Origin of the sequence: Barnesiella sp. An22 (assembly GCF_002159975.1) — a bacterium.
Classification (GTDB): Bacteria; Bacteroidota; Bacteroidia; order Bacteroidales; family Barnesiellaceae; genus Barnesiella; species Barnesiella merdigallinarum.
On record NZ_NFJR01000016.1, the window covers coordinates 1 to 20,921 of the forward strand.

Annotated in this window: 13 protein-coding genes; 6 read left to right on the plus strand and 7 right to left on the minus strand. The window is 55.5% G+C overall.

Translation table 11 applies throughout. The annotated features are described in order from the left end of the window. Positions 1-169 precede the first annotated feature (169 nt). The 5 genes from B5F38_RS12185 to pdxB form a co-directional block, all read right to left on the minus strand. On the minus strand, positions 170-1,672 hold the full coding sequence (locus tag B5F38_RS12185) for a GH3 auxin-responsive promoter family protein (RefSeq protein ID WP_087409477.1): 1,503 nt from the start codon (positions 1,670-1,672) through the stop codon (positions 170-172). Between the two features lie 71 nt (positions 1,673-1,743). Continuing rightward, a complete protein-coding gene (rnc, locus tag B5F38_RS12190) occupies positions 1,744-2,499 on the minus strand; it encodes a ribonuclease III (protein ID WP_087409478.1) in 756 nt (251 codons plus the stop codon). Between the two features lie 38 nt (positions 2,500-2,537). Continuing rightward, positions 2,538-3,800 (minus strand): beta-ketoacyl-ACP synthase II, encoded by a 1,263-nt coding sequence (gene fabF / locus B5F38_RS12195; protein ID WP_087409479.1) that lies wholly within the window; start codon positions 3,798-3,800, stop codon positions 2,538-2,540. A gap of 4 nt (positions 3,801-3,804) precedes the next feature. Further along, positions 3,805-4,056, minus strand: a complete 252-nt coding sequence (locus tag B5F38_RS12200; protein WP_025278500.1) for an acyl carrier protein — start codon at positions 4,054-4,056, stop codon at positions 3,805-3,807. Between the two features lie 239 nt (positions 4,057-4,295). After that, positions 4,296-5,411 (minus strand): 4-phosphoerythronate dehydrogenase PdxB, encoded by a 1,116-nt coding sequence (pdxB, locus tag B5F38_RS12205; RefSeq protein WP_087409480.1) that lies wholly within the window; start codon positions 5,409-5,411, stop codon positions 4,296-4,298. Positions 5,412-5,598: 187 nt separating this feature from the next. Here pdxB and B5F38_RS12210 point away from each other — a divergent pair, with 187 nt between their 5' ends. The 6 genes from B5F38_RS12210 (at position 5,599) to B5F38_RS12235 (ending at position 12,124) form a co-directional block, all read left to right on the plus strand. Beyond that, positions 5,599-6,201, plus strand: coding sequence for a DUF4254 domain-containing protein (locus tag B5F38_RS12210; RefSeq protein WP_087409481.1), 603 nt, complete (start codon positions 5,599-5,601; stop codon positions 6,199-6,201). A 14-nt stretch (positions 6,202-6,215) separates the two neighbouring features. Next, the gene (locus B5F38_RS12215) at positions 6,216-7,274 is read left to right on the plus strand and encodes a glycosyltransferase family 9 protein (protein ID WP_087409482.1); all 1,059 of its coding nucleotides are present in this window, start codon (positions 6,216-6,218) and stop codon (positions 7,272-7,274) included. Positions 7,275-7,351: 77 nt separating this feature from the next. After that, complete coding sequence (locus B5F38_RS12220) at positions 7,352-8,104, plus strand: lipopolysaccharide kinase InaA family protein (protein WP_087409483.1); 753 nt, start codon at positions 7,352-7,354, stop codon at positions 8,102-8,104. Between the two features lie 65 nt (positions 8,105-8,169). Beyond that, positions 8,170-9,195 (plus strand): Holliday junction branch migration DNA helicase RuvB, encoded by a 1,026-nt coding sequence (gene ruvB, locus B5F38_RS12225; RefSeq protein WP_087409484.1) that lies wholly within the window; start codon positions 8,170-8,172, stop codon positions 9,193-9,195. A gap of 20 nt (positions 9,196-9,215) precedes the next feature. Then, positions 9,216-10,718 (plus strand): polysaccharide biosynthesis C-terminal domain-containing protein, encoded by a 1,503-nt coding sequence (locus B5F38_RS12230; RefSeq protein WP_087409485.1) that lies wholly within the window; start codon positions 9,216-9,218, stop codon positions 10,716-10,718. Positions 10,719-10,762: 44 nt separating this feature from the next. Further along, positions 10,763-12,124, plus strand: a complete 1,362-nt coding sequence (locus B5F38_RS12235) for a TIGR00341 family protein (protein WP_087409486.1) — start codon at positions 10,763-10,765, stop codon at positions 12,122-12,124. Positions 12,125-12,325: 201 nt separating this feature from the next. On the opposite strand, the gene B5F38_RS12240 is transcribed toward B5F38_RS12235, so the two are convergent. Both B5F38_RS12240 and B5F38_RS14220 read right to left on the minus strand, forming a co-directional pair. After that, positions 12,326-14,653 (minus strand): SusC/RagA family TonB-linked outer membrane protein, encoded by a 2,328-nt coding sequence (locus B5F38_RS12240; protein ID WP_241147865.1) that lies wholly within the window; start codon positions 14,651-14,653, stop codon positions 12,326-12,328. 527 nt (positions 14,654-15,180) lie between these two features. Beyond that, the gene (locus B5F38_RS14220; protein ID WP_087881025.1) at positions 15,181-20,853 is read right to left on the minus strand and encodes a TIR domain-containing protein; all 5,673 of its coding nucleotides are present in this window, start codon (positions 20,851-20,853) and stop codon (positions 15,181-15,183) included. Positions 20,854-20,921: the final 68 nt, after the last annotated feature.

The window sequence follows — 20,921 nt, forward strand, 5'->3', positions numbered from 1 at the left end:
TAAACCAGCCCTTCCCGGAGACTTCCTGCTCCGGTAAAAAGTAATGTGGTCATCTTTTTCTATAATAAAACAAAGAGACCGCCCAAAATCTCTTTTGGGTCGGCCTCTTCGTATGGTTGAAGAAGAGAGCGAGAGACTCGTAGAGCCCTATTTCGGCTCTTCTGTGGCCTTATCGGTTGTTGTACTGGAGTATCTCCTCGATGATGTCGCGACGGTTGTAGAGACGCGGAATCTTGTGCTGGCCGCCCAGTTTGTTGTGGTCGCGCAGCCAGTCGTCGAATATGCCCGGTTTGGCCGGGATTACCTCGAGGCACTCGAGGGCGATGCTCTTGAATCGCTTGGCTTCGTAGTCGGAGTTGAGGTTTTGCAGGTTCTGGTCGAGCCGTTGGGCAAACTCCTCGACCGGTACGGGCAGTTTGCTGAACTCGATGAGCCACTGGTGCCGCCCCTTGCTGTGGTCGGTCATGTATACCGGGGCTGCCGTGTAGTTGAGCACGCTGGCGCCCGTCTGCTCGCAGGTGCGGGCAATGGCCTGCTCGGCATTGTCGACCATCAGCTCCTCGCCGAAGGCGTTGATGTAGTGCTTGGTGCGGCCCGATACGCAAATCTTCAGCGGGTGTGTCGAGAGCACCTTTACGGTGTCGCCCATGCGGTACCGCCACAAGCCGCCGTTCGAGGTGATGACCAGTTCGTAGTTGTGCCCGGCCTCCACCTCCCACAGGGGAACCGCCTGCTCGAGCGCTCCGCCCAGGGGGATAAATTCGAAGAAGATACCCAGGTCGATGAGCAGTAGCATGCCGGGTGTGGTCAGGTCGTTCTGCACGGCAAAGAAGCCCTCCGAGGCGTTGTAGGTCTCGACATAGTGCATCCGGGGGCTGGAGATAAGCTGGCGGTATTGCTCGCGATAGGGGGCAAAGCTGATGCCTCCGTGGAAAAACACCTCGAGGTTGGGCCACACCTCCGAAAGGTCCTGCCGTCCGCTCTTGTTCAGGATATGCTTGATGAGGACCAGGAACCACGAGGGGACCCCCGAGAGGTTGGTGATGTCGCGCCGGCCGATGGTGCTGTTGGCGATGGCCTCGAGTTTGGTGTCCCACTCGCTCATGAGGGCAATCTTTTTCGAGGGCACCCGGATGAGGTTGACCAGCGGGCTGATGTTCTGGATGAGGATGGCCGAGAGGTCGCCGCAATAGGCCTGCCCGAAAGGATTCTGTGCCCGGCTGCCTCCCAGTATGAGCCCTTTGCCCGAGAAGAAGCGGCTTTCGGGGTTGGCTCGCAGATAGAGGGCCACGCAATCGGCTCCTCCCTGATAGTGGCAATAGCGCAGCGCCTCGGCGCTCACGGGGATGAACTTGCTCTTGTCGTTGGTCGTGCCCGACGATTTGGCAAAGTGCCGTATGGGGGTAGGCCACAGGATATTCTGCTCGCCTTGCATCGTGCGTTCGATGTAGGGCTTCAGCTCCTCGTAGCCGCTGATGGGTACGCGCTCGGTGAAACTTTTGTAGGAGTTTATTTCGTCGAACCGGAAGGTGGTGCCCAGTCGTGTTTTCCGGGCCTTTCGCAGCAGGTCGATCAGTGTTTTTTGTTGTATGATGTCGCCATATTCGGCATAGCGATCGATTTGGGCGAGTCGTTTGTCAAATACCGGGCGTAACCACTTCGTGAGATTCATTTGTCGCAAGTTTTCAATGCGGAGCAAAAATAAAAAATTCTCGTGTGATTCCTATCGTAGGCTTGTGATTTTTATATGACAATCTCGGGATTGTCGTTTTTGTGGACGGTTGCCAGTACCATTTGCCGAAACTCTTTGTCTTTGTGGAGCCGGCCTATGGCAATGTGGGCCGCATTCTGTTGCGACTCTTTTTTGGAGTATCCGATACCGATGCCGCCCGAGATGCCGCCCAGCAGGGCTTGCGACTGGAATACCGGGTTGTTGTTCTGGTCGACCAGCGTTTCGACCAGGGCAAACTGGATGTCGATTTTGTGTTTCTGGCACCACTCGATAAGTCGTGATTTGAAGTTGCTCTCCTCTTTCGAGAGTTTGTCGAGGTCGATAAACGAGTCGATGATGCGTGTCTCGACAAACCGCTTGCAAAACTCATATCCCTGGTCGAGGTAGATGGCGCCGATGAGGGCCTCGAAGGCATTGCCATACAGGTAGCTGTTGTGCGAGCTGATGTGCATGGAGCAGGTGATAAAGCGGTCGAGCCCAATCTTCAGGGCAATCTCGTTGAGCGACTCGCGCTTGACAATCTTGGCTCGCGTGTTGGTGAGGAACCCCTCCTTGCGGTCGCCGAACCGGTGGAAGAGGATGTCGGCCACGATGGCATCGAGAATGGCGTCGCCCAGGAACTCGAGGCGCTCGTTGTTGATGCGTTTCCCCTGTTCGCAAATCGACGAGGAGCTGTGCAGGCAGGCCACCTCGTACAGGTGTATGTCGTTGGGCCAGAACCCCAACAGGTCGTGGTATAGAACATAAGGCTCCTTATGACGAAGCATAAGGAGCCTTATACGGTTATAAATCGTTTTAAGCACGTTTATTTCGTGAATTTCTTTACGATTATGCTGGCATTGTGTCCGCCGAAACCAAAGGTGTTGGACAGAGCGGCGTTTACTTCGCGTTTCTGTGCCTGGTTGAATGTGAAATTCAACTTGCTGTCGATTTCGGGATCGTCGTCGCCCTCGGCATGATTGATGGTGGGAGGTACGATGCTTTCGTCGATAGTCTTCACGCAGATAAGAGCCTCGAGTGCGCCGGTAGCGCCCAGCAGGTGACCGGTCATCGACTTGGTCGAGCTGATGTTGAGGTTATAGGCGTGATCGCCGAATACTTCCAAAATCGCTTTGGCTTCTGATTTGTCACCGACGGGGGTCGATGTACCGTGCACGTTGATGTAGTCAATCTCTTCGGGAGCCATGTGGGCATCGTCGAGAGCGTTTTGCATCACGAGTTTGGCACCTAAGCCTTCGGGGTGAGTAGCCGTCAGGTGATAAGCGTCGGCCGACATACCGCCACCTACGACTTCGGCATAGATCTTAGCCCCACGGGCCAATGCGTGTTCCAGTTCTTCAAGAATAAGGCAGGCACTACCTTCACCCATTACGAAGCCGTCGCGCGAAGCGCTGAACGGACGCGATGCCGTCGTGGGCGAATCGTTGCGGGTAGAGAGTGCGTGCATGGCATTGAATCCACCTACTCCCGATACTGTGATTGCAGCTTCGGCACCACCCGATACGATCAAGTCGGCTTTGCCCAGACGGATATAGTTATAAGCGTCGATAAGGGCATGGGTGGACGATGCGCAGGCCGATACGATACCGAAGTTGGGACCCCGGAAACCGTACTGCATGGAGATTTGTCCTGCGGCAATGTCGGCAATCATCTTGGGAATGAAGAAGGGGCTGAAGCGCGGCCCTTTTTCGGGGGCAACGGCATAGTTTCCTACCTCTTGCTCAAAGGTGCTGATACCGCCGATACCGGCCGAGAAGATAACACCGGCACGGTCTTTGTTTACTTTCTCGAGGTCGAGACCCGAGTCGGCCATGCTCTCTTGCGTAGCGGCCAGAGCAAACTGGGTATAGCGGTCGAGTTTACGAACCTCCTTGGCGTTGAAGTATTTCAGCGGGTCGAAGTCCTTTACCTCGCAAGCGAATTGAGTCTTGAATTCAGATGCGTCGAAAAGCGTAATAGGTCCTGCTCCGCTTACTCCTTTCAGCAGGTTGTCCCATGTCGTGGGGACATCGTTTCCCAGCGGAGTGATTGCGCCAAGACCTGTTACTACAACTCTTTTAAGCTCCATAAAATTATTTATTCTCTTTCTCTGCGATAGCTTTTTCGATGTGAGCGATAGCCTCACCTACAGTCGTAATTTTTTCTGCTTGATCGTCAGGGATCTTGATGTCGAACTTAGTCTCGAACTCCATGATCATTTCAACAGTGTCCAAAGAATCGGCACCGAGGTCGTTGGTGAAGTTGGCTTCGGGAGTTACCTCTGATTCTTTAACACCCAATTTTTCTACGATAATTTCTTTTACTGTTGATGCTACGTCAGACATAATTTTCAAATTTTAATTAATAAATAAATTAACGTTCTTATTTTTTGCAACTGCAAAGGAATATATTTTTCTCCGAACAAAAAAAATTTTCCCTTATAAATTACTCATTTTTTGCACATTTATCGGGTTTTTGTGCAAAAATAAGCCACTTTTATCCTCTTCTATGTTCTAAAACAGTCTCTTTTTGTTGTGTGGGACAATACTTTTTCTTTAAGTCCCGGCTATAAATATGTGTATATTTATTCAATGCGAAAGCCTAATTTTTCTAAAATGATACGGTCGGTTGTCGATGCTCCCGCTACGTGGTAGGCTCCGAATTCCCGCCGCAACGGATAGAGTCCGCGTTGCATCTCGAAGGTCTCGGGCGACTTGCGCAGCCTGAGGTCGTCGTCGAAGGGGTTGTAGGTGTCCCACACCGCCTTTTGCAGAGGCGTAGGTATACCGGCGAGGTCGATATGCGGTTGCGCCGGGGCAGGGGGAGCGATGTGTTGTGTGGGAATGTTGCACCCGATCCACTGGCTCACGGCCTCGACAATCATGCGGGTAGCGGTCGACTTGCCGTCGGCCGAATATCCGGCGATGTGGGGGGTGGCGATGAAAGCCTGTTCGAGCAGTTCCCGGTCGATGCGGGGTTCGTTTTCCCAGCAGTCGAGCACGACGGCTGCCACCTGCTTCTGCTTCAAGGCCTGTTTCAGGGCCTCGGTCTCCACGATTTCGCCCCGGGCCGTATTGATGAGGAGCGGCGAGCGGGAGAGCGCATCGAAGAACCGGGTATCGGCCAGGTGGTAGGTGGGATATTTGCCGGTTCGAGTCAGCGGGGTGTGAAAGGTGATGATGTCGGCTTCGCGACAGACGGTCTCGAGCGGGGTAAACCCGGCCGTACCCTCGGCCTCCTCGCGCGGAGGGTCGTTCAGGAGAACCCGCATGCCCAGCAACCGGGCATACCGGGCCACGATGCTGCCCACATGGCCTACACCCACCACGCCCAGTGTGCATTCGTGCAGCGGCTTGCGGTGGCTCTTGCTCCAGGCCAGCAGCGAGGCGAGTATGTATTGGCCCACCGATGCGGCGTTGCAGCCGGGGCAGTTCACCCACTCGATGCCCCGTTCGCGGCAATAGGCGGCGTCGATGTGGTCGTATCCGATTGTAGCCGTGGCAATGTATCGGCAACGGCTCTGGTCGAGCAGTTGGCTGTTGCACTTCGTGCGGGTACGTATCAAAAGAATGTCGGCGTCGCGCACGGCGTCGGCGTCTATCCGGTCGGGCGAAAGGTAGTCGATACGGGCATAGGGCTCGAGTACACCCTTTAAATAGGGTATCTTGTTATCGGCTATAATGTATGGAATCGTAGTCATAATTGTCTGCTTTTTATCCAAAGGTACGAAATTTTTGCAGGATTGTATCGAAGAACTATTTTTATATTGTGAAAATAATGGTTTTTCCTAAAACTATTCTTATGTTTGTAAAATGAAACCCGGGTACACCAGGCTTGTCGACAAGAGCCTTACAGAAAAACAGGTGTGCTCATAACGATTGGGAACTATGACTTTTGCAGAAACCTGTAATCACATTTTTTGGAACACCACACAATATTATCATCGGTTCGATAATGTGGATGCTTCGTTGGAAAATCCGTATGCCGAAGGAAGTATTGAATATTATCTGTGTCTGAAAAACTGGATCGATGTGGTTCAATGGCACCTGGAAGATATTATCCGCAACCCCGACATCGACCCCAAGGAGGCGTTGGCTATCAAGCGGCGTATCGACAAGTCGAATCAGGAACGTACCGATTTGGTCGAGATGATCGACGACTATTTTCTGAAGAAATATGCCGACGTCGAGGTGAAGAGCGATGCTACCATAAATACCGAGAGCCCGGCTTGGGCCATAGACCGGCTGTCGATTCTGGCCGTGAAAATCTATCACATGCAGCAGGAGGTAGAGCGCAAGGATGCGTCGCCCGAGCATGTGGAGAAGTGCCGGGCCAAGTTGCGCGTGCTGATCGAACAGCGAGCCGACCTCTCTGCGGCCATTGACCAACTGCTCGACGAGATCGAGGCCGGCCGTAAATATATGAAGGTATATAAACAGATGAAGATGTACAACGATCCGGCTCTGAACCCGGTTTTGTATAAGAAGTAGCAGGGGTCGGGAGTATGTCGTATAGCAAGGTTTTAATTGTTCGACTGTCGGCTCTGGGCGATGTAGCCATGACCATACCTATTGTTTACTCGGTGTGTAGGGCCAATCCCGACACGACTTTCGTCATGCTCACCCAGAAGGTGGCTTCGCAACTTTTTCTGCAGGCTCCGCGCAATTTGCAAGTAGTGGTGGCCGATGTGAAGGGTCGCCACAAAGGTATCGGCGGGCTCTACGAACTGGCCAAAGAGATGCGGGCACTGTCGATTGACGCCGTGGCCGATTTGCACGATGTGTTGCGCACGAAGTTCCTGCGAATTTTTTTTAAGATGTGGGGCATTCGGGTAGCCGTCATCGACAAGGGCCGCCAGGAGAAAAAGCAGATTACCGCCCGCCACAAGTGCGAGGCGTTGCATCCGCTGCGCACTTCGTTCGAACGCTATGGCGAGGTATTCACCGCGTTGGGATTCAAGTTCACGCCCGATTTCGGTTCGCTGTTCGGCACCGAAAAGGGCGACGAGGGGCTCTACTCTCACTTGACGCCGCCCAAGCAACCGGGCGAGTATTGGGTAGGCATAGCCCCCTTTGCCAAGCATGAGGGTAAGATTTATCCGCTCGACCGTATGGAAAATGTGGTGGCCAAGCTGGCTGCCGAACCGCATGTAAAGCTGTTCTTGTTCGGGTCGGGCGAACGTGAGCGCGACATCCTCTCCGTCTGGCAGGAGCGCTATCCCCATGTAACTTCCCTGGCCGACAAACGTCACGGTTTTGCCATCGAGCTGGCATTGATGAGTCATCTCGACGTGATGGTCTCGATGGACTCGGCCAACATGCACTTGGCCTCGCTGGTAGCGGTGCCGGTCGTTTCGGTGTGGGGAGCCACCCATCCCTGTTGCGGATTCCTGGGGTGGCACCAGAGCGAGGCGAATGTAGTGCAGTTGTCGCTCGATTGCCGTCCTTGTTCCATCTTTGGCAACAAACCGTGCTATCGGAAAGACTATGCCTGCCTGGATATAGCACCGGCTGTCATTGTCGAGCGGGTGAAAAATCTGCGGGCTCGGGCCTCGCAAGCGTAATAGTAGAGATAGGCTGCCGGGTCGAAACCCGAAATTCCCCGGTACGTTTAGTTGATAAATAATTATTCGGGAAGAAGATGAAACTGGTATTGAATCCGGCATATCGCCGGCTCGAGAAGTTTATGCAGCAACTGCCGCTCGCATTCCCTACGTTGGGCGAGTGTATCTACAAGGCTCGTAACGAGCTTCGTCAATTTTCGTACGAGGGGCAGAACTATGTGGTGAAGGGGTACAAGGTACCGATTTTCATCAATCGGATAGCCTACACGTTTTTCCGCCCGAGTAAGGCCGAGCGAGCCTACAAGTATGCCCTCAGGCTGCGGGCCATGGGCATAGAGACTCCGGCTCCGATCGCTTATATCGAGGTGAAGCGGGGCGGACTGTTGTGGCATTCGTATTTCGTGTCGGAGACCTGTCCCTATACCCGCATGATGCGCGAGTTCGACGGCGGTGGCGTAGCAGGGCGCGAAGATATACTCAAGGCTTTTGCCGCCTTTACCGTCGAGTTGCACGAGAAGGGGGTGCAGCATCTCGACTATTCGGCCGGGAATATCTTGTTCGACAAGCAAGACGGGCAGATACGATTCTCGCTTCTCGACCTCAACCGCATGCGATTTCACGCCATGACCCCGAAGATGTGTCTGGCCAACTTCAGCCGCTTCTGCCACGACGAGGTCATTGTGCGCTACGTGGTGGCCGAGTATGCCCGGTTGCGGGGTTGGGACCCGCAGCGTTCGGTCGACGAGGCCCTGGTGGCCTATCGCGAGTTCTGGTCGCGCATCGAGCGGAAAGAGGAGCTGAAGCGCCGTCACAAGAGTTTAGCCTCGTAAAATAGCGGGAATCACAAAATAAATTGCTAAGTTTGCTGTCGAAATGCGGTGAACGTAAAACATCTGTGGAAAATAATCGCTTCGACATACGAGAACAGAGAATATCGGATACCGAACGGGAATTCGAGAAGGCGTTGCGTCCCCTGTCGTTCGACGACTTCAGCGGGCAAGACAAGATAATCGAGAACCTGCGGGTATTCGTGATGGCCGCCCGCATGCGTCAGGAGCCCCTCGACCATGTGTTGCTGCACGGCCCTCCCGGGTTGGGTAAAACGACGCTGGCCAATATCGTGGCCAACGAGTTGGGCGTGGGGTTCAAAATCACATCGGGACCGGTGCTCGACAAGCCTGGCGATCTGGCCGGTCTGTTGACTTCGCTCGAGGAGAACGACGTGCTCTTTATCGACGAGATACACCGGTTGAGTCCCGTGGTGGAGGAGTATCTTTACTCGGCAATGGAAGATTTCCGCATCGACATCATGATAGACAAGGGGCCGAGTGCCCGGTCGATACAGATCGAGCTGAATCCCTTCACGCTGGTGGGTGCCACCACCCGCAGCGGTTTGCTCACCAGCCCGTTGCGGGCCCGGTTTGGGATTAACTGTCACCTCGAGTATTACGACCACGCTGTGCTGACGCACATCATCGAGCGATCGTCGAGCCTGCTGGGGGTACCCTGCACCCGCGAAGCGGCTACCGAGATAGCCATGCGCAGCCGCGGTACACCCCGTATCGGCAACGCCCTGTTACGGCGGGTACGCGACTTTGCCCAGGTGAAGGGGTCGGGCAGTATCGACCTCGAGATAGCCCGTTATGCGCTCGAGTCGCTCAATATCGACCAGTACGGTCTCGACGAAATCGACAACAAGATACTCTCGATTATCATCGACAAGTTCAAGGGCGGCCCCGTGGGGCTCACCACGATAGCTACGGCACTGGGCGAGGACCCCGGTACGCTCGAGGAGGTGTATGAGCCCTATCTCATCAAAGAGGGATTTATCAAACGTACGCCCCGGGGACGCGAGGTGACCGACTTGGCCTATACCCACTTGAATCGTCACCGCCTCTCGGAACAGGGTACATTGTTTTAATCGAAAAAATATAGACGCTTATGGCCGGCATGAAGAGTTTGGCAAAGGATACCGCAATATACGGTTTGAGCAGTATATTGGGGCGGTTTCTCAACTGGTGTTTTGTATTCCTCTATGTAAACGTGTTGAAGACCACGGCCGAGTATGGTATCGTGACCAACCTCTACGCCTACATGGCCTTGCTGTTGATTATTCTCACCTACGGCATGGAGACGGGCTTCTTCCGCTTTGCCAACGACAAGGAGGAGAAAGACCCGCAGAAGGTCTACACCACCGGCCTCATCTCGCTGGCTACCACCTCGACCCTCTTTTTCGTGCTCGTGTGGCTCTTCCTCTCGCCGCTGTCGAGGCTGCTGGGCTATCCCGGGCATGAAGATTATGTGCTGATGATGGCCCTGATTATCGCCATCGATGCCTTCACGGCGTTGCCCTTTGCCTACCTGCGTTACCAGCGCCGCCCCATCCGGTTTGCCGCCGTCAAGTTGCTGTCGATTTTTCTCAACATTGCGTTGAATCTCTTTTTTATCCTGCTCTGCCCGTGGCTCTATGGCATTCACCCCGAGTGGATTTCGTGGTTCTTCGACCCCGACTTCCTGGTGGGGTATATCCTGGTGTCGAACGTCATCAGTTCGGGCGTGGTGCTGCTGGTGCTTTTTCCCGAGATATTCCGGGTGCGCTACCGGTTCGACGGCCGTCTGCTGTCGTGCATGCTCAAATACTCCTTCCCGTTGCTTATTCTGGGAATTGCCGGCATCATGAACCAAACCTTCGATAAGATGTTTTATCCTGTGCTGGCAGGGAGTCGCCCCGACGCCATGTCGGAACTGGGTATATACGGGGCAGTTTACAAGATTGCGATAGTGATGGTGATGTTTACACAAGCCTTTCGATTTGCCTACGAGCCCTTCATCTTTGCGCGAAACAAGGAGGCGGGCAACGAGAACAAGAAGTCCTATTCCGAGGCGATGAAATATTTTATCATCTTCGGCCTCTTCATCTTCCTGGCGGTGATGTTTTATATCGACATCGTGCGCTTCTTCATGCCGGCGACCTACTGCACGGGGTTGAAGGTGGTGCCTATCGTCATGCTGGCCGAACTCTTCTTCGGCATCTTCTTCAACCTGTCGTTGTGGTACAAGCTCACCGACCGCACGCAGTGGGGGGCCTGGTTCTCGCTGTTCGGGTTTGCCATTACGGCGGTAATCAATATCGTGGGTGTGCCCCGTTACGGCTATATGGCGTGTGCCTGGGCGGCATTTGCCTGCTACCTGTGCATGATGCTGGCCTCGTTTTTCATCGGGCAACGGGTCTATCCCATCAAGTACGAGCTGGGCAATGCGCTGCGTTACACGCTGCTCACGGCCGTTCTCTATGCGGTAGGTACTCTGGTGCCCATCGAGTCGCTGGCGTTGCGCCTGGCCTTCCGCACGGTGCTCTTGGCCCTGTTCCTGATCTATCTGTTCCGCCACGATTTGCCGTTGCGCGAAATTCCGGTATTGAATCGTTTTGTGTCCAGGTCGTGAAACCCGTGCGGGAGGCACGCAGGACTATCCTAATAGTTTAGACTATGACATTTTCCAATTTTATCGATTCGGTCAAACGATTTTTGACCCACTACCTCGACATGAGCCAAGATCGAGAGGACGAAGCCGCCTCGGTAGAGGCTATCCGGGCCGGGGTAGAGTTCAAGGGCTCGACCATCCTCATTCTGGTTTTTGCCATATTTATCGCCTCGCTGGGGTTGAACACCAACTCGGCGGCGGTCATCATCGGCGCCATGTTGATTTCGCCCCTCATGGGCCCCATTATGGGTATAGGTCTGGGGTTGGGCATCAACGACTACGAACTCATCAAGCGGTCGTTCCGCAACCTGGCGGTGGCCACACTCTTCAGTGTGATTACCTCGACCGTCTACTTCTGGATTTCGCCCCTGAACGAAGCCCGCAGCGAGCTGCTGGCCCGTACTTCGCCCACCATCTACGACGTGCTCATCGCCTTCTTCGGCGGGTTGGCCGGCATCGTGGCCATGTCGTCGAAGCAGAAGGGCAACGTGCTGCCCGGTGTGGCCATTGCCACGGCATTGATGCCGCCCCTGTGTACGGCCGGATTCGGGTTGGCCACGGGCAACTTCTACTATTTCTTCGGGGCCTTCTACCTCTTTTTCATCAACTCGGTGTTCATTGCCTTTGCCACCACGCTGGGGGTGAAGCTGATGAAGTATTCGAAGAAGGAGTTTGTCGATGACGAGCGCCGCAAAAAGGTCGAGCGCATTGTCTATACGATTCTTATCCTCACGATGGCCCCCAGCATCTACCTCACCTACAACATGGTGAAGGAGAACTTTTTCGAGGTCGCCGCCGCACGGTTTGTCTCGCAGAACTTCAACTACCCCGATACCCAGGTGTTGAGCAAGAGTGCCGAGATAGAGCATGGCAAGCGCATCATACGGGTGTCGCTGGTGGGGGCCGAGATACCGCAGGATTCCATCGCCGTGGCCCAGGCGCGGTTGCCGCAGTATGGTCTGGGAGGCGCCGTGCTGGAGGTTCGTCAGGGATACGGCTCCAACTCGATGGACATGACGACGCTCAGCAGTACGATGTTCAAGGATATTTATCTGCACAACCAGGAGCAGATAACCCGCCAGCAGCAGGTGATTGACTCGCTGGAAAATGTGACCTCGCATTACCAGCAATACGACTCGGTGGGTATTTCGGTGGCTCCCGAGATTAAGGTGCTTTTCCCCAACGTCACCGATATTGCCATCTCGAAAACCATCTTCAGCAGCATCGAGACCGATGTGCGCGATACCACCACGCTGGCCGTCGTGCGCTACTCGCGAGCCTTCTCGGCCACCGAGCAGAAGCAGTTTCAGGAGTGGTTGCAGGCCCGGTTGGGAGCCAAAAAGGTACAGCTCGTTCTGGAGCATTGAGCCGGATAGCCGTGCCGCGTAGCGCATGGCTATCGTTGAGGCTTGGCAATCGCCTGTACCTTGGGTCCCGAGTTATTTCCTCTCGTACCTGTCAAACCCTTGTATAAAAGCAGAGAACCCTAAAAGTCTCTCAGGACTTTTAGGGTTCTCTCTATGTAATGGGCCGTGCAACCCCGAGGGGCTGCGCGGTGTGTTTGGGGATTACTTCACGATCACTTTCACGGTCTCGGTGTAGTCGGCACCCTTGACAACCATGAAGTAGATGCCCGGCGTCAGGTCGTCGGTCGAGACGAAGGTGATGGTCTCTTTGGCCCGTTCGGCTTTCACCAAAGCACCCTGCATCGAATAGATTTCGATGCTTTCGGCCTGGTCGGCAGCTACGGCCATCTTTTGGCCCTGGTTGACGGGGTTGGGAGCTACCAGTACGCGGCTTACCGTAATCTCGTCGATAGCCGTTCCATCCTTGCCATAGACTTCGAGTTCGGCAATCGGGGTAGTCATCCATAATCCGAGGCCGATGGTAAAGGCTACAGCCTTGGTGTCGCGGGCTTCGGGCAGGTTGTACGACACGTCGGTACCCGCGGCTGCGGTGTTGACAACGTCGAAGTCGGTACCGTTTTCCGAAACTTCAAATTTCACTTCGGTAGGCAGTGCGGACTCGATATTGTCGGGCTCCAGGAAGTAGGCCTGGAAGCGGCTGACACTCTTCGGGGCGTCGAAGGTGTAGACAAAGCGTACCGACTGACCAGCTGCGGCGTAGAAGTCGGGCAGGTAGGCCGTCGAGTGGTTGCCGTCGGTCAGGTTGGTGGCCACCTCGCCCGAGGCAGCTATTTCGCCGCTCACGTCCTCGATGTCCTTACCCAGGGCCGAGTTGTGGTACCAGATGCCCTCCTTGGCCATGTTCTCGGAGTAGCCCGTCAGGCCGCTGGTGCGCTGGTACATGATGTTTCCACCCAGCGAGTATCCCAGGCGGAAGCGCTCGGCAAAGGTGTTGTGTCCCAAAATCATACCCTCGATGTTGTGCTCGTAGTAGCGTTGTTCCATCGACTTGTACGACTCCTTGCTCTGGTCGTCGATACCGTTGGTGCGGTTCTGCTCTTCGATGCTGGTATCGTAGTAGTCGAAGGAGTATTTACCTGTGGCATAGAGCCAGGGGGTGAAGTCGATCTTGATCGTGTAGTAACCGAAGGCGCGCCAACGCTCGTCCATGTTGCTGTACTGGTAGTTGATGTAGTAGGGATTCAACTCCTGCAACGTGGGGTTCACGTAGTAGATGTGACGCTGGGTGTCGCTGCGGAAGGTCTTCAGGTCGTTCAACGGGATGTTGCGGGGAATGTAGAGCAGTTGGTATACCTCGCCGCCCTTACCGTATTGGGGACGGTCGGTGGCCTTGGTGCGGCTCAGCGAGATTTTCGAGTCCATGCTCAGGTATTTGTTCATCTTCATGCCGGCCTTGAGGTCGATGTTGATTTTGCTCAACCCCTCGCCGTCGAAGAGGCCCTGGCTCTCGGTGCTGCCGAACGAGGTCCGGTAGTTGTAGTTCTCTTCGGCCTTGCCGATGGCTACGTTGTGGGTCTGGGTAAAGCCGGTGTTGAAATATTGGTCGAACTTGTTGCCGTAGTCCTTGTACTGCAGCTCCTGACCCAGCCAGCCGGTATAGGTGTGGCCGTCGAGCGGGGCGCCGAAACTCTCGAATACGTTCGGGTCGAATACGCCGCCTTTACCTTGTCCGTAGGTGGTCTGCTGCTCGAGCGAAGAGGCTACGCTGGTCCAGGTGAAGTTGCCCGAGTAGGTGACGCCGAATCCTTTCTCCTTGACACCGCGTTTCGTGGTGATGAGGATGACACCGTTTCCGGCTCGTGAACCGTAGAGGGCGGCTGCATTCGGGCCCTTCAGTACCGAGATCGACTCGATGTCTTCGGGGTTGATGTCGACAGCCGAGCCTCCCCGGTCGACACCGCCGAAGAGCGAAGCGTCGGAGCTGCTGTTGTCGCTGAAGGGTACACCGTCGACAACCCACAGCGGCTGGTTGTTGTCGGTCAACGACGAGTTACCGCGCAGGGTAATCTTGGTCGAACCGCTCAAACCGGTGCCGGCCGTGTTCATTTGCAGACCGGCCACCTTGCCGCTCAAGGCTCCGATGACCGAGGGGTCGCCGGTCGTGTTCAGTTTGTCGGCCTTGATGTCTTGCACGGCATAGCCCAACATCTTCTTTTCACGTTTGATACCGAGAGCCGTTACCACGACCTCGTCGAGATTCTGGGTGCTTTCGCCCATCTCGATGGCAAAGAAGGTACGGTCGCCTACCTTCACACTCACGGGGTTGTAGCCGACGTAGCTGAATTCGAGTACGGCTTCGGGACTCGAAACCGACAGACCGAAGTTTCCGTCCAAGTCGGTAATCATGCCATTGGTCGTTCCCTTTTCCACTACACTTACGCCGATTAACGGCTCGCCATTCTTATCCTTGACGGTTCCAGAGACAGCAATCTTTCCTTGCACGACTCCCGAAGCCGATGAATCGGCCATGGAATCCGCGCTCTTTTCGGTTGCATAAGCTGTCAGGCTGGAAGAAAATAAAGCGGCACAAAGCAACACACAGTTTGCTCCTGTCATTTTCAGTTTAAATACCATAGAACACTTATTAGATTTTTATATGATTAGATTCCTCTTTATATCTTGTTTTTCAAATAATTAGAATAGGTACATAACTCTCGTAAGGTATAATTCGACAAAAAAATTATACAGGTTAAAACTATTTTACAAAAATTTACTGTTAATATTTGGGTTTGCGATTATTAACATAAAATTGGATTTCTCGCATACCTGTTGATACAGGCGGGTAGAGCCGGTATGGCCCTTGAGTAGGAAAGGGGGAAAGTGTTGATTGACAGTTTGCAAGTGATAAATCGAAAGAGCCGTAACAGGTTCCGCATTTGCGGGCTTGTTACGACTCTCTATTGGACGATTCGAGGAAGTTTGGTTTCAATTTGAAAGTAGCGAGGTCTTTGTTTCAAGAGGGAACCGTGCACTTTCACCGAATGGGATTATTGTGCTCAACAGTATTTGTCGAGGCGGTCGAGTGCCTGTTGGGCATCTTCGTATCCCAGTTCGAGCGCCTGTTGATACAGTTTTTTGGCCTGCGGGTAATTCTGCTCGACTCCCAGTCCGTATTCAAAAGCTTCGCCCAGTACCTGATAGGCCCGGCCATACTTCTCGTTCAGGCAGGGTTCCAGCAGGTCGTAGGCTTTCTCCGGGTCTTGTTGCGTGCCTTGTCCGTAGAAAAACATTCGGGCCAGGTCGATGCGGGCCGACATGTTTCCGTGCTCGACGGCCTTTGCCAGGTAGGAGCAGGCCCGTTTGTAATCTTTGGGCAGACCTTTGCCCTCGAGGTAGTTGAGTGCCAGGTAGCGCATCGAGCCCGAGTCGCCCAGTTCGCACCCTCTGAGGTACATCTTGTTGGCCAACTCGATATTCTGGGCCGTTGCGGTACCTTGTTCGTAGAGCAGCCCCAACAGGCAGCAGGCCTCGGGGTAGTTGGCATCGTAGGCCTTTTGCAGATAGTCGAGGGCCACCTTCATGTTGCGGGCTACGCCTTCGCCAAAGTAGTAGATGCGTCCCAGATGGTACATGGCCCAGGCGTTGCCCTTGTCGGCAGCCTTTCGCAGGTAGAAGGCGGCCATGGCGTTGTTCTGGGGAACGCCTTGCCCCATCATGTAGAGCGAGGCCATGCCTTTGATGGCGTTTATCTCGTCGGCATCGATACCCTTCTGGTAGTAACGTTTGGCCTCGGCATAGTCGCGAATCTCGTCGGGGCCGTTGCGGTAGATGTCGCCGATGAAGCCCAGGGCGTAGGTGTATCCCCGTTGGGCCGCTTTTTTCAGGTATTGCAGTGCCAGTTGGGGGTCATGTATTTCGTTGGGACCGTTCCAGTAGAGGAACCCCAGGTTGAAGTAGCCGTAGACGCTGTCGCGCTCGGCTGCCTGTTTGTACAGTTCGAGCGCCTTCGTCTCGTCGGCAGCGACGCCCCGGCCGTAGAAATACATGTCGCCCAGTTGGTTGAACGACTCGGCGTGACCCTTTTCCGCCAGGTGCGAGAAGTAGGCGAAGGCCGTCTTGAACTGAGCCTTGTCGAGAGCCTCCTTGGCCTCGTTGAACAGTTCGTCGTCGCTCTTGTCGGGAATCTCGACCTCGCTGGTGTTCTCGTCGACCAGGTTCTGTTGCAGCTGTTCGAGCCACTCCCGGGCATTCTCGAAGCCTTGCGCGATTGCCTTCTGGTAGTATTCGATTGCCTTGCGGGTATCCTTTTCGAGTTGCCCGATGCCGTCGGTGTGGAGGCGCCCCAGCCAGTAGGAGGACTTGCCGTATCCCTTGTCCGAGGCCGTCGAGAAGCAGGCGATGGCTTTGGAGATGTTGGCGGGGACAATCTCGCCGAAGAGGTAGAGCTCGCCTATCTTGTTGATGGCCGCCTCTACACCGTTGTCGGCCGCCAGCTGGTAGTATCGGATAGCCGCTTCGGGGTTGGGCTCTATCCCTTCGATACCCCCTTCGAAGAGGAGACCCAGTTGGAAAGAGGCCTGGTGGTTGCCCCGTCGGGAGGCTTCGGTGAGGAGTGCGACCTCGCGTTGGCTGTCGGGCTGCAGGCCGCCGCGTCCGTTGTGCAGGTAGTAACAGAAGCGTCGCATGGCGTTGGAGTCGCCCTGCTCGATAGCCTTTTGCAGGTAGTAGACTGCCATCCGCTCGTTTTCGTCGTTCTCCTCGGCATTCATGTAGATACCTCCCAGGAAGTTGTTGGCCTGTCCCGTTTCGTCGTATTCGGCGGCGCGTTCGTAGTACTTCTTGGCCAGTTCGATGTCGCAGGGAACCCCCAGCCCGGTCTCGTAAATGAGCCCGATGTGAATCAGAGCACTGGCATCTTTGGGATACTCTTCGATGTATTGCTGGTAGTAGTCGAGAGCCTGCCGGGCCCCCTCCTCGGTATCGAGCATGTCGTAGTATCGGGCCAGGTCGCGGTTGGCGGCCGTGTAGCCTTGCTCAACGGCCAGACGGAGCATGGCCAGCCCCTTGTCGATGTCGCGGGGCACCTCGTCGGCTCCGCGCAGGAGCATGAACCCGCAACTGTACGAACCGTAGCCCGACCCCTTTTGCGAGGCTTTTGCAAAGTAGTCGTAGGCCTTGGCCATGTCGGCGGGTACCGACTCGCCGTTGAAGTAGAGGTCGCCCAGGTCGTTCAAGGCTTGGATGTATCCCAGATTGGCCGCCTGGGTGAGCAGATTGACATATCGTTCGGTCTCTTTCGCCTCGAGCGCCTGACGGGCGTCGAGGTAGGCCTGTTTGGCAAAGGGGTCTACCCCTTGCTCTTCGTCGGGCGAGGCTTGGTCGGCCTCCATCTGGTTGAGCAGCTGGAAGGCGCTCTCGTTGCCCATGGCGGCCGCCTGGCTCAGGTATTCCATCGCCTTTTCGCGGTTGGGGGCGGTCCCCTGGCCGCGCAGGTACATGAATCCTACCGAGTAGAAGGCGTAGGGATAGCCCTCGTCGCAGGCCTTCAGGTAATATTCCAGCGCTTTGGCGAAGTCTCGTTCTACCCCCTTGCCGGCATAGTAGAGGTCGCCCAGCTCGGTCAGGGCCCGGTAGTGGTTGGCCTCGGCCGCTTTTCCATACCAGTAGAGCGCCTTTTCGTAGTCGACGGTGAGCCCGTCTTCGGCCGAGTACATGTCGCCCAGGTTGCACATGGCGTCGGGCAGATTCTGCTCGGCCGCCTTGGTAAACCAGTTGGTGGCCCTCACGGGGTTTACCTTGACATTCCAGCCGAAGCGGTAGGCTTTGCCCATGTAGTTCTGGGCGTAGGAGTATCCGGCCTCGGCGGCCTGTTGTATGAGACTGAAACCCTTTTCGGTCTCACCGGCAACCTCTTTCTCAATCATGAGCATGCCCAGCCGGTAAAGGCACGAGGGGATACCGGCGTTAGCTCCCCGCTGGTACCATTCGGTGGCTTTGAGTATGTTTTTCTGCACGCCGTCGCCCTCTTCGTAGATGAGGCCGAGGGTGAAGAGGCAGGTAGGCTCGTTGTTGCGGGCGCCCATCTCGTACCATTTGATGGCCTCCTTCATGTCGCGACGACAGCCGAAAGAGCCGTAGTAATGGTATTCGCCCATGTTTTTCTGGGCCTCGGTGTAGCCGTTTTCGGCGGCGAGTTTCATGTATTTGATGACTTGAGCATGGTCCTGCTCGACAAAGAGCCCCTTCATGTACATGAAAGCGAGGGAGTATTGGGCGTAGGCGTTGTTGCTTTGGGCGGCATTGGAGAACCAGTAGTAGGCCTGTTCGTAGTCGACCTCGACCCCGGTGCCGTAGAAGTAGATGTCGCCCAAGCGGTTGGCCGCCTCGGCTTCACCCATCTGAGCCGCTTGCAGCAGCGGGGCGATGGCCTCGGTGTACCGTTCGATGTCGCACAGGTCGATGCCACGTTGCAGAAACTCGTGGCTGAGGCTCTGGGTCATGCCTGCCTGTCGGCCGGCCTGCTCGAACTTCAGGGCCTTCTGGTAGAGTTCGCTGGCCTGGGGGGCGGCATAGTCCTGGGGTGTCATCTTTTCGACGGCAATGCGCATGAGTCCCTCGTAGGCAATGTCGGCATGTTCGCCCTCGGCGATATGGGTCAGATAGGCGATGGCCTTTTCGTATCCGTTTTCCTGTCCCGACTGCATGTAGAGTTCGGCAATGGCCTTGATGGCGTCGACATATCCAGCCTCGGCCGCTTTCTGGAAATACTCCTCGGCCTTCTGCAGGTTGGGGCTGACTACCCCCTTGGCCTCGTAGTAGGCCAAACCCAGGAAGTAGTAGGCGTCGGGGATTTGCAGGGCCTCGGCCTTGCGGAAGTAGTCCATCGCCTTGAATTCGTCCATCTCGGTGCCGCGGCCGTAGAAGTAGAGCTCGCCCAGTTTGCAGAGGCAGATGCCGTCGTTGAGTTGGGCGCCCCGCTTGCACCAGTCGAAGAGTTCGCTCAGGCGGTCGGGGTCGTCCTGGATGTGGCGGATGACCTCGTGGATGGCATCGATGTCGTTGCGCTTGGCAGCTTTGATGTAGAACTCGAGCTCGCGGCCGGCGAAGGAGGCGGGGGCCTCTCCGCTCTCAATGAGTTGGGCTATCTTGAGGTAGGCGGGCGAGAAGCGCTGCTCGGCCGAGGCCAGATAGAGGCTCCAGGCCTTTGGCTTGTTGACCGGGGTGCCGAAGCCCCCTTCGTACATGGTGGCCAGGTAGTAGAGCCCGAGGCTGTCGCCCAGGTCGGCCGACTTGGTGAACCAGCGGAATGCCTGGGAATTGCCTTTGTTGTCGGGCATGTTGTAGTAGATGAGGGCCAACCCGTTCATGCCGTCGGGGTTCCCCATCTGCGCGGCACGGTAGTAGGCTTGTTGTGCCTTCTCGAGGTCCTGGTATTTCTCGTCGAACTGATAGAGAAGGCCCAGTTCGAAGTAGGCGTCGATATACTCCTTGTCGAGGGCGCGCTGTATCCACTCGAGTCGTTTGTCCGAGTTGCCCCGTTCCATCTCGAGGTAGGAGAGCTTGATCATCGACCACTCGTCGTCGCGCTCTTCGGCCAGTTGGCGATATGTCTTTTCGGCCTCTTCCCGGTTTATGGGCAGGCCGTAGCCGTTTTCCTTCATGTAGGCAATCTCGCCCAGGGCCATGATGTTGTTCTGGGCGGCGGCATTTTTGTAGTAGGAGAGGGCCGTGTCGTAGTTTTGCTCGACATGGATGCCGTTTTCGTACATGTTGCCCAGCAGGTATTGGGCGTAGGAGTTGCCTTTCTCGGCCGCTTTCTGGAACCATTCGTAGGCCTTCCCGTAGTCGCGCCCTTTCAGGCTGCCCCGATAGTAGACCCTCCCCACGATGACCTGGGCGAAGTCCATGCCCTCTTCGGCATAGGGAAGGAAGGTATCCAGAATTTCGGGCCACAACTGGTAGCCCCGCACCTTGTTGCAGAGGATGTCGCAGAGCAGATGCTGAGCCTCGATGTTGTTGGCGACGGCCAGCTTCAACAGCATCTCCGAGGCCTCTTTGTATTTGTGGTTGCGGTAGAGCTTCACGGCCTCCTGGTAGATGGCCGGGCTGACTCCGCTGCCGGTGGCTGCCACCTTGTTGGGGCTCTTTCCTTCACCCCCTTCGGCCGCAGCGCTTGTGGGGCGGAACTCGGTCCGGAGCGGAGCTGGTTGGGGCTCGGGCTGACGCTCGCTGAGCAGTTGTGCCTCGAGTGCCTGGTCTATCTTCGAGTCAATGATGTTGAGGATGCTCGTAATCATGTGGTCCCACTGGGCCTTGTCGTTGAGGTAGTTGCACAGGGGCTGCGTCTCCGAGGGGTGAATCTGCCGCTGGTAAATCCAGTCGATGATGCGCTTTGACTTCTCGGTGATGTTGCCGATGAGCAGAGGCACGATTTTCATGTCGTTCTGCTCGACCTGCTCCCGTATCCATACCAGTTCCTTGTTGACGATATAGTCCGACGAGACGAAGCTCTCGCTGATGAGCAGAATGGAGATGTGCGCCTGGACGATGTGGCTGTGAATCTCTTCGTCCCACTTTTCGCCGATGACCAAACCTTCGTCGAACCATATTTCGGCGTCGGGGCTGGTGTGGCGTCTGATGCGGGGAATGAGGTGAATATTACCGGGACCTTCGAGAACCCACTCCTTGTCTTCGTGGGCATAACTGATGAAAATGCGAGCTTTAGCCATGGCATGTAAGATTTATCTGTTGTTGTATTATTCGATTGTTATAAATAGAGAGGGTGTGTGATTATGAT

Coding starts and splice junctions, on each gene's coding strand:
- B5F38_RS12230 (WP_087409485.1), top strand. CDS start 9,216: ATGGCCGGCATGAAGAGTTTGGCAAAGGATACCGCAATATACGGTTTG.
- B5F38_RS12200 (WP_025278500.1), bottom strand. CDS start 4,056: ATGTCTGACGTAGCATCAACAGTAAAAGAAATTATCGTAGAAAAATTG.
- rnc (WP_087409478.1), bottom strand. CDS start 2,499: ATGCTTCGTCATAAGGAGCCTTATGTTCTATACCACGACCTGTTGGGG.
- B5F38_RS12185 (WP_087409477.1), bottom strand. CDS start 1,672: ATGAATCTCACGAAGTGGTTACGCCCGGTATTTGACAAACGACTCGCC.
- B5F38_RS12210 (WP_087409481.1), top strand. CDS start 5,599: ATGACTTTTGCAGAAACCTGTAATCACATTTTTTGGAACACCACACAA.
- pdxB (WP_087409480.1), bottom strand. CDS start 5,411: ATGACTACGATTCCATACATTATAGCCGATAACAAGATACCCTATTTA.
- B5F38_RS12220 (WP_087409483.1), top strand. CDS start 7,352: ATGAAACTGGTATTGAATCCGGCATATCGCCGGCTCGAGAAGTTTATG.
- B5F38_RS12215 (WP_087409482.1), top strand. CDS start 6,216: ATGTCGTATAGCAAGGTTTTAATTGTTCGACTGTCGGCTCTGGGCGAT.
- fabF (WP_087409479.1), bottom strand. CDS start 3,800: ATGGAGCTTAAAAGAGTTGTAGTAACAGGTCTTGGCGCAATCACTCCG.
- B5F38_RS14220 (WP_087881025.1), bottom strand. CDS start 20,853: ATGGCTAAAGCTCGCATTTTCATCAGTTATGCCCACGAAGACAAGGAG.
- B5F38_RS12240 (WP_241147865.1), bottom strand. CDS start 14,653: ATGGCCGATTCATCGGCTTCGGGAGTCGTGCAAGGAAAGATTGCTGTC.
- B5F38_RS12235 (WP_087409486.1), top strand. CDS start 10,763: ATGACATTTTCCAATTTTATCGATTCGGTCAAACGATTTTTGACCCAC.